Raw genomic sequence first — 7073 nt, 5'->3', positions numbered from 1 at the left:
GCGCTTGCGAACTCGATCGCGAATCCTACGCCACCACCATCACAAAGAAGTTCGAGGAGAGTTTTTCAACAGAATTGACCCATTGCGGTCTTCCGAAATAGGGCGCAGAAGCCATTCGCTCCGTGATAGATGCCGAGCGATTTCACTTGCGGTGTCGCGAGCGGTACACATGACGCCAACAAGCATGGCAGGTCCTGTCCACTCACCATCGCTGACCAGTCACAAGCCGTGTCGGTCGCTTGCCCGCGTGGACTTACCGTTAAGCCGGCAACGTGGCTTCAGGCGCGCGGTGGAAGCATGTCTTTGAAGAGGGTAAACGTATCCTGCAAGAGCCTATTGAAGCGACTGGCATCACGTCGCAGTCCTGCCTGCTGACCACCGATTAAGCACAAGTGAGCCGCCTGTCCGATGATTTCTGCATGGCTAGGCGAGCGAACCCATTGACGGCACGTTCTGACCGCGAAAGCCAGTCGAGTTGCGTCGACTCGTTGCTGAAATTCGGCCACCAACGGATCGTGCAGCGCCCACGCTCGGATGGCAACTTCCCGGCCCGGCTGTTTTTCGGCGGCAATGCTCAAATAGCGGATCAAGGTTTCGCTGGCGGTGCGTCCCTGCGCTGCATAGGCAAGCATCCGCTCCGTGTAGTCCTCTTCCCACTTTGCCAGCAACGTACGCACGAAGTCTTCGCGATTGCGAAAGTGGTGATAGAACGAACCACGGGTTACGTTCAACCGACGAGCCAGGATTTCGGCCGAGACGCCGGCGTGTCCTTCTTGGTCTAGGGACTCAAGGCCAGCCGAGACCCAGTGGTTGCGAGTCAGTTTGCTCATATGTCTGCGCCATACAGGCTGTGTATGGTGCGATCTGGATTGATACGCTAGTGAACACTAGCACAGACCGCCGCTGCATTTTGCACAGCAGCGCTTCACCGGGAGTTCACCTTGAAAGAAATCGCACTGGTCACGTTCGACCAATTCACCGATATCGACCTCTTCCTAATGTGGGACATCTTGGGCCGCAGCACCAAGGACTGGAACGTGCGCATCCTGGCGTCTAGTTCCATCGTGCAATCAGCGAACGGACTCTCGGTTTCGGCACATGGCTCTCTCTCTGAGGCGAATCACGCCGATGCCGTGTTGTTTGCCAGCGGCAAGCAGGGCATACCTGCCGCGCTGGCTCATCCGGATTTCCTGTCATCCTTCCAACTCGATCCCACACGACAGTTCATTGGCTCCATCCGTGCAGGTGCCTTCATCCTTGAACGACTTGGACTGCTTCCCGGTGGTCGTGCGACAACTCATCCGGATGCACGCGGAGACTTTCAAACTCTTGGTCTGGAATTGGTGGACCAGCCCCTGGTATGCCAAGGAAGCGTCGCCACGGCTGGAGGCTGCCTTGCTGCGCTCTATCTGGTGGGGTGGCTGGTGGAATCCCTGTTCGATATCGAGAAACGACGCGCCACCCTGCTGCCGGTCCTGCCGGCTGGACAGCAGGAGCTTTATGGCGCCCTGATCGAGTTCAGTATCCGGCAAGGCTTTGGCCAGATGGCCCACGGCAGCCCTTGTATCGGCGCATGGCCCCCGCAGGTGAATTGCGCCTGATGGCGTGAAGCCAATCGCCCGTATCTGAGCAGTAGGTTGGCGAAACCAGATAGAAATGAGATGGCTATGTCCGACATCGAAGCCCACCCATTGTCCGGATGGTGGACGATTTTATCTTTTCAGGTCGAGTTCGAGGATACAGGCGAGCGCGCGGACACATACGGTGTCGAACCACTCGGCCATATAGTCATCGAACGCGGCAGGATGATGTCGATACTCACATCCAGAGAGCGCCCGAATAGCGATCCGTCGGCCCTTTTCGAGACAATGATTGCCTATTCTGGTTTGTGTCGTGTCGAGGATGAGGACAAGCTCATCATCAAGGTCGACACGGCTTGGCATCCAGCCTGGATTGGCACCGAGCAGGTTCGGTTCTTCAAAGTAGATCGCGGCGTCCTGGCGATAACCACTGCGTGGCAGATCCATCCATCGTTCCCGGGGCGAATGGCTCGCGGTGTGCTGATGGCACGGCGAAACAATGTCTAGCGCAGGCTCGCACTCAACCCAAACCATGGAGAGATTGGTTGATGATCAATGCCCATAAAGCTCATGCGATACCCATGCCATCCGACAGCATCCTGGCGCCGCTTTATAGCAGCGCGGACTTGCTGGATGCGTATGCGGTTCAGTTGCCGGCAGGGGCCAGCGATGATCTCGAAGTGCTGGCACGCGCCGGATTCGAACGGCAGGCGTGGTGGATTCGTGCGCTGACGCGGGTACGGGACACGGTTATGGCGACCGTCGGCGTCAAATCGTCTCGTGCGGTCGGTATTGCTGCGGCGGCGCGAGGGCCGGTGATCGGCTTCTTTCCACTGCGATCGAAGAGTGCAGGGGAACTGGTGTTGGGCGAGGACGATCGGCATCTCGACTTCCGGCTCTCGATCCAGCTGCGCGCGGGGGCGGCAGGCGGCAGGGAGCTCGTCCTGGTGACCGTGGTGCATTGCCATAACTTGCTGGGACGGACGTACCTCGCGGCAATCACACCGTTCCACCGTGTAATCGCGCGGGCTAGTCTTGAACAGGCGGCAAGCCGTGCTATTTGAACTGCTCTGCGCTTGCTGACGATCCAGTACAACGCGCCTCTCCATTTCTATCTCCTGTATGGCCCCCGGAGATAGAAAACCCACCTCAAGGGGGGGGGGTGACATGGCCGTGCAGAACTCAACCCACCTTGCAACGGAAGGTGCGGATAATCTGCTGGGAAAGGTCGCAGCCATGGGGGCATGATGGCAGCGCCCAGCGCCCAGCGCCCAGCGCCCAGCGCGAGCCTGAGGCTCAGCCCGGGCTGGCTTCCCAGCCCAGGCCCAGCGCTTTTTGCAGGCCTATGTAATCGCTGTTCAGGCCCGCGAGTGCGCCCAGCAGGTTTTGCTCGGCCAGGATTTGCTGGCGTTCGGCGTCCAGCAGCTCCAGGGTGCTGGCCGTGCCGCCGCGCTGGCGTTGACCGGTGAGGGCGGCGACCTCGTCCGCAGAGGCCTTGGCGCGCGCATAGCCGGCCACGGCCATGCGGCGATGGCCGAAGCGCGAAAGCGCGTTCTCCGCATCCTTGAGCGCCGCCAGCAGTTGGCTGCGGTACTGCGCCAGGGCTTCGTCGCGGTTGGCCTCTGCCTGGGAAACGCGCGCCGCAGTGCGGCCAAAGTCCAGAAAGCTCCAGCTCAGCTGCGGCAGCAGGGCCAGCGTGAAGTCGCCGAGGTGGGCGAGATCGGAAATGCTGCTGCCGCCCAGGCCCAGCATGCCGCTGAACTTGAGCTGCGGAAATTTCGCGGCTTCGGCCACGCCGATCTGGGCCGTGCGCGCGGCCAGTGTCCGCTCGGCGGCGCGCACATCGGGCCGGCGCCTGAGCAGGCCAGCCGGATCGCCTATGGCCACGGCGGCGGGCGGCAGCGGCAGCTCCGCGGCCGGCGCCAGTTCTGCATCCAGGCTGCCAGGCGCCTGGCCCAGCAGCACGGCCAGCGCGTTGCCATGGGTTTCGATATCGGCCTGCTGTGCGGGCAGCTCGGTGCGCGTGGAATCGAGCTGGTTGGCGAGCTTGCTCAGGTCTAGCCGGGACGCCGTGCCACCGCGGTAGCGCTGCTGCATCAGGGCCAGCATTCTTTCCTGGCGCGCGACGGCTTCCCGGCTCAACGCCAGGCGTTTCTGCGCGGCGCGCAGCGCCACATAGTTCTGTGCGACCTCGGCTGTCAGGCTTAGCTGTACATCGGCGAGATTGGCTGCTGTGGCCTGGGCGCTGGCGCCGGCGACCTGCACGCTGCGCGCATGGGAGCCGAACAGATCGGCCTCCCAGGAGGCATTGGCGCCCAGGGTGTAGAGGCTCAGCCACTGCGAGGCTATGTTTTGCTCGCCGAACTTGACATCGGGCACGCGCACCTTGGCGGCCATGGTACTGAGGCCGGCCGTGGGCAGGCGCGCGGCCAGCTCCAGATCCATGGCCAGCCGTGCGTTGCGCAGGCGCGCGCGCGCCGCATCCAGACCGGGGTTGGCTGCCAGCGCGCGTTCGATCAGGTCGTTGAGCTTGGCGTCGCCCAGGCTTAGCCACCAGCGTGCCAGAGGCACTGCGCTGCTGATGGCCGCATCGTCGCCCGCGCGCGCGAAGCCCGTGGGAGTCGGCGCACTGTCTGGAGGGCCTGCATAGTCGGGGCCCAGCGCCGAACAGCCCGAGAGCGCCAGGGCGCCGAGCAGGGGGACAGGGAGGAGGGAGAGGCTGCGCATGACGGGTTTTCAGAGATCGGTGGACAATGACGGCGGCTCGGCTCAATGGCCGGCCGAGAGCGGCGCATTGCGGTTGAGCGGACGCAGGAACAGCGCCAGCGGAATCACGCAGGCTATGCCCACGCTGAGTATCCAGAACAGATCGATATAGGTCATGGTCAGCGCCTGGGTCTGGAGCAGGGACTCGAGCTGCATATAGCTGACCGTGCCGTTGTGCTGCACATAGTCCTGCACGCGTTCGCTGTTGGCGTGCAGCGTTTCCTCGAGGCGGCGGCCGTGGAACCAGGAGCGCTGGTCCTGCAGGATGGCGATGCCGGCCAGCGCGAACGAGCCGCCGAGATTACGGGCCGCGTTGAACAGGCCTGCGGCGTCGCTGGCATGGATGACGGGCACCGATTGAATCGCCGCCTGGTTGAGAAACAGCATGGCCAGGATGGTGCCCACGCCGCGCATGAGCTGTGATTCCACAAAAGCCGATCCGTCGGAGAGGGCGGACAGATCGGTCTCCAGCCAGGCGCTCAGGGCCAGGATGAACAGGCCCAGGGCCACGGCCAGGCGGATGTCGAGATGCCGGATCATGAGCGGCACCAGGGGCATCATCATCAGCGAGGGAATGCCCGACAAGGCCACGATCAGGCCGGCCTGCATGGAGTTGTAGTCCGAGATATTGGCCAGGAACTGCGGGATCATGTAGGAGGTGCCATAGATCACCATGCCCACCACCAGACCCATGACGACCACGCTGCCGAACTGACGGTTGAGCAGGATCGAGAGCCGGATCACGGGCCGCACGCTGGTGCGCTGGCCGACCAGCAGCAGCACCAGGCCCAGCAGCGAGATCGCAAACATCCAGACGATGAAGGGCGAGGACAGCCATTGGTCGCGCTGTCCTTCCTCGAGCGCAATCGTCAGCGCGCCCAGAAACGCGGTCAGCCCCACGATGCCCAGCCAGTCGGCCTCGCCGATCAGGTCCAGCCTGGCCTTCTGGTGCGGCAGACCTATGAGCAGCAAGGCCATCAAGGCCGCGCAGATGGGGATGTTGAGGAAGAAGGCGTAATGCCAGCTCATGTTCTCGGTGAGCCAGCCGCCCACATAGGGGCCGACCACGGGGCCGAGAATGGCGGTCGCGCCGAACATGGCCGTGCCTATGGGCTGCTGGTGGCGTGGCAGGCGCGTGGCGATGATGGTCTGCGCCGTGGGAATCATGGCGCCGCCCGTCAGCCCCTGGCCCACGCGGCCCGCAATCATCATGCCCAGGCTGGCGGACATGCCGCAGACCACCGAAAACAGGGTGAACAGCGAGGCCACGAGCAGCAGCAGCGTGCGCAGGCCGAGCAGGCGCTCGAGCCAGCCGGCCAGCGGAATCATCACGATCTCGGCGACCAGGTAGCCGGTTGCGATCCAGGTGCCTTCGGTGCCGCTGGCGCCGATTTCGCCCTGGATGCGGGGCAGGGCCGAGTTGACGATGGAGACGTCCAGCGTGGCCATCAGCGCGCCCAGCGTGCCTGCGGCCACGGCCAGCCAGGCGGCCGCGTCGGCCTTTGGCTGCGAGAGGCTTGGCCCGCCGGCCGGCGTGGGCAGGGCGGCGCTGCTCACTGCGCGGCCTTGGGCTGAGGCGTTGCGGAGCCGCCGTCAAGAGCGCCTATGGTATTGACCTCGGCGACCACGGACAGGCCAGGCACCAGCACCTTGCGTGCCTCGGCATCGATATCCAGAGCGATGCGCACGGGCACGCGCTGGACGATCTTGGTGAAGTTGCCCGTGGCGTTCTGCGGCGGAATCAGCGAGAACTGCGCGCCCGTGCCCGGGGCAATGCTCTCCACATGGCCCTTGAGCCTGAGCCGGGGCAGGGCGTCTATGCGTATGTCCACGGGCTGGCCTGCGCGCATCAGGCCGATCTGCGTTTCCTTAAAGTTGGCCGTGATATAGAGCTGGTCCATGGGCACCAGGCTCATGAGCCGCGTGCCCTGCTGCACGAACTGGCCCACGCGCACGCTCTTGTCGCCCACGCGGCCGTTGATGCTGGCCGTGATCAAGGCGGCATCGGCATTGACCTGGGCGGCATCGCGCTGGGCCTGGGCCGATTCGGCCTGGGCCTGGGCCTGCTTGACCTGGGCGGCGATGGCCGCCACGCGCCGCTCGGCGGCCGAAAGACCGGCACGCTGCGCCTGAAGCTGGCCGGCGGCCTGCCGGTCCTGATTGCGCTTGGCGGCCAGCTGCTCCGAAGGCTCGGCCCCGGTCTGCACCAGAGCGGCGTAGCGCCGCGATTCGGCGGCCGCAAATTCGGCATTGGCCTGGGCCGAACTCAGCTGAGCCCTGGCCTGGGCAATTGCGGCCTGCTGCTCGTGCATCTGGGCTCGGCCCGCTTCGGCATTGGCCTGGGCCACATCGATGCCGGCCTTGGCCTGAGCCACCTGGGCGCGGTAGTCGCGCGCGTCTATGCGCAGCAGGGGCTGGCCGGCCTGCACATCCTGGTTGTCCTTGATCAGCACCTCTGCCACATAGCCCGAGATCTTGGGCGAGATCGTCACGGCATCGGCCTGCACATAGGCGTCGTCGGTGGATTGCAGATAGCGGCCCGAGCTCCGGTACTGATATAACCACCAGCCGCCGCCGATCAGCAAGACAATCAGCAGGCCGCTGCCCATGGTGCGCAGACGTCGGTTCGGGGGAGCAGCGTTGCTGGGAATGGCCTGTGCAGGGCTGGAGGCGGCGCTGCTGTCCGCGGGCTGGCTGGAAGACATGGAAGCTCTGTTGTGGTTTTAC

General features: G+C 64.2%; 7 protein-coding genes. 3 read left to right on the top strand and 4 right to left on the bottom strand.

Annotated elements, in window-relative coordinates; all coding sequences use genetic code 11:
- Nucleotides 1–278: 278 nt before the first annotated feature.
- Nucleotides 279–830, bottom strand: a complete 552-nt coding sequence (locus tag AB6724_RS15475) for a TetR/AcrR family transcriptional regulator (RefSeq protein WP_369339419.1) — start codon at nucleotides 828–830, stop codon at nucleotides 279–281.
- Between the two features lie 111 nt (nucleotides 831–941).
- Between AB6724_RS15475 and AB6724_RS15470 the strand changes: the two genes are divergently transcribed.
- The 3 genes from AB6724_RS15470 (at nucleotide 942) to AB6724_RS15460 (ending at nucleotide 2644) form a co-directional block, all read left to right on the top strand.
- Nucleotides 942–1601, top strand: coding sequence for a DJ-1/PfpI family protein (locus AB6724_RS15470; protein WP_369339418.1), 660 nt, complete (start codon nucleotides 942–944; stop codon nucleotides 1599–1601).
- A gap of 66 nt (nucleotides 1602–1667) precedes the next feature.
- The gene (locus tag AB6724_RS15465) at nucleotides 1668–2087 is read left to right on the top strand and encodes a lipocalin-like domain-containing protein (protein WP_369339417.1); all 420 of its coding nucleotides are present in this window, start codon (nucleotides 1668–1670) and stop codon (nucleotides 2085–2087) included.
- A 41-nt stretch (nucleotides 2088–2128) separates the two neighbouring features.
- The gene (locus AB6724_RS15460; RefSeq protein ID WP_369339416.1) at nucleotides 2129–2644 is read left to right on the top strand and encodes a DUF2867 domain-containing protein; all 516 of its coding nucleotides are present in this window, start codon (nucleotides 2129–2131) and stop codon (nucleotides 2642–2644) included.
- Between the two features lie 232 nt (nucleotides 2645–2876).
- On the opposite strand, the gene AB6724_RS15455 is transcribed toward AB6724_RS15460, so the two are convergent.
- Genes AB6724_RS15455 through AB6724_RS15445 form a run of 3 tightly spaced genes read right to left on the bottom strand, consistent with a single transcriptional unit; the run spans nucleotide 2877 to nucleotide 7051 of the window.
- Nucleotides 2877–4307, bottom strand: a complete 1431-nt coding sequence (locus tag AB6724_RS15455; RefSeq protein ID WP_369339415.1) for an efflux transporter outer membrane subunit — start codon at nucleotides 4305–4307, stop codon at nucleotides 2877–2879.
- Between the two features lie 42 nt (nucleotides 4308–4349).
- Nucleotides 4350–5903 (bottom strand): MDR family MFS transporter, encoded by a 1554-nt coding sequence (locus tag AB6724_RS15450; protein WP_369339414.1) that lies wholly within the window; start codon nucleotides 5901–5903, stop codon nucleotides 4350–4352.
- Nucleotides 5900–7051, bottom strand: a complete 1152-nt coding sequence (locus AB6724_RS15445) for an HlyD family secretion protein (RefSeq protein ID WP_369339413.1) — start codon at nucleotides 7049–7051, stop codon at nucleotides 5900–5902. The genes AB6724_RS15450 and AB6724_RS15445 overlap by 4 nt, the downstream gene beginning before the upstream one ends.
- Between the last annotated feature and the right edge of the window lie 22 nt (nucleotides 7052–7073).

Source organism: Comamonas guangdongensis (assembly GCF_041079535.1).
Taxonomy (GTDB): Bacteria; Pseudomonadota; Gammaproteobacteria; order Burkholderiales; family Burkholderiaceae_C; genus Comamonas; species Comamonas guangdongensis.
This window is presented reverse-complemented; position numbering and strand designations above follow the sequence as displayed.

Excerpts from the sequence above, each read along its gene's own strand:
- AB6724_RS15460 (WP_369339416.1), top strand. The coding sequence starts at position 2,129 with ATGATCAATGCCCATAAAGCTCATGCGATACCCATGCCATCCGACAGC.
- AB6724_RS15465 (WP_369339417.1), top strand. The coding sequence starts at position 1,668 with ATGTCCGACATCGAAGCCCACCCATTGTCCGGATGGTGGACGATTTTA.
- AB6724_RS15475 (WP_369339419.1), bottom strand. The coding sequence starts at position 830 with ATGAGCAAACTGACTCGCAACCACTGGGTCTCGGCTGGCCTTGAGTCC.
- AB6724_RS15445 (WP_369339413.1), bottom strand. The coding sequence starts at position 7,051 with ATGTCTTCCAGCCAGCCCGCGGACAGCAGCGCCGCCTCCAGCCCTGCA.
- AB6724_RS15455 (WP_369339415.1), bottom strand. The coding sequence starts at position 4,307 with ATGCGCAGCCTCTCCCTCCTCCCTGTCCCCCTGCTCGGCGCCCTGGCG.